The following is a 1,074-nucleotide window of genomic DNA, read 5'->3' on the forward strand; positions in this document are numbered from 1 at the left end:
ACCAGGTCGGCGGCGAGGCCGCCCCCGCCGCCGCGCCAGTCGAGCGCCGCGAGCACGTTGCCGGCCACGGTCAGCCGCCCGAAGACCTGGGTGCGCTGGAACGTCCGGCGCACGCCGCGCCGTGCCCGCCTGACCGGCGACGTCCCGGTCAGGTCCTCGCCCGCCAGGCTCACCCTCCCCGCGCTCGGCCGCCGCAGCCCGGACACCACGTCGAACAGCGTGGTCTTGCCCGCCCCGTTCGGCCCGATGACGCCGCAGACCTGCCCCTCGGGCACCTCGAACGACACCCCGTCCAGGGCCAGCACCCCGCCGAACGCCACCGACACGTCCATCACGCTGAGCACCTACGACACCCCCAGGTAGGCGGCGGTGAGCCGGTCGGCGTCGACCTCGGAGCGCGGCCCGCTCCACACGACCCGGCCGAGCCGGACGAACACCACCCGGTCGGCGACGGCCAGCGCCTCGGTGGCCTTCTCCTCGACCAGCAGCAGCGCGACCCCGCGCTCGCGCAGCTCGGCGAAGACCTCGAACACCTGCCGCACGACGAGCGGCGCCAGGCCCAGCGACGGCTCGTCCGCGATCAGCACCCGGGGCGGCCTGACGAGCGCGGGCGCCAGGGTAAGCAGCTGCTGCTCGCCACCGGACAGAGCCCCGGCGAGCACGGTACGGCGGGTGGCGAGCAGCGGCATCCGCTCGTAGGCGGGGGCCGGATCGGCCAGCCAGGTGCGCAGGTTCTCGTCCACGGTGAGGCCGGGGAAGACGCCTCTGCCCTCGGGGGCGAGCAGCACCCCGGCACGTGCCCGGCGATGGGCGGGCCAGGCCGTGATGTCGGCGCCGTTCAGCAGCACGCGTCCGGCGGTGACCGGCACGTCCCCGGCGGCCACGGCGCAGGCGGTGGACTTGCCCGCGCCGTTCGCGCCGAGCAGCGCGACCACCTCGCCCGGCCGCACGGCCAGCTCCACCCCGCGCAACACGGCGACGTCGCCGTATCCGGCCACGACCCCGTCGAGCCTGAACACTCCCTCCCCACCGGCCCCGGACCCGCCGCCCGCGAGCGGCGCGGCCCCCTCCGTG

The 1,074-nt window shown here is 76.7% G+C and carries 2 protein-coding genes; both read right to left on the minus strand.

Annotation, left to right across the window (positions count from 1 at the left end; all coding sequences use genetic code 11):
- Positions 1–344, minus strand: a 344-nt coding sequence (locus DQW85_RS22380; RefSeq protein ID WP_240197353.1) for an ATP-binding cassette domain-containing protein, incomplete at its 3' end; no start/stop codon positions are given.
- Positions 345–1,074: ABC transporter ATP-binding protein (locus tag DQW85_RS22385; protein ID WP_205315320.1), on the minus strand; the 730-nt coding region annotated here is incomplete at its 5' end.

It is taken from the genome of Nonomuraea lactucae (genome assembly GCF_003313395.1).
GTDB classification, from domain to species: Bacteria; Actinomycetota; Actinomycetes; order Streptosporangiales; family Streptosporangiaceae; genus Nonomuraea; species Nonomuraea lactucae.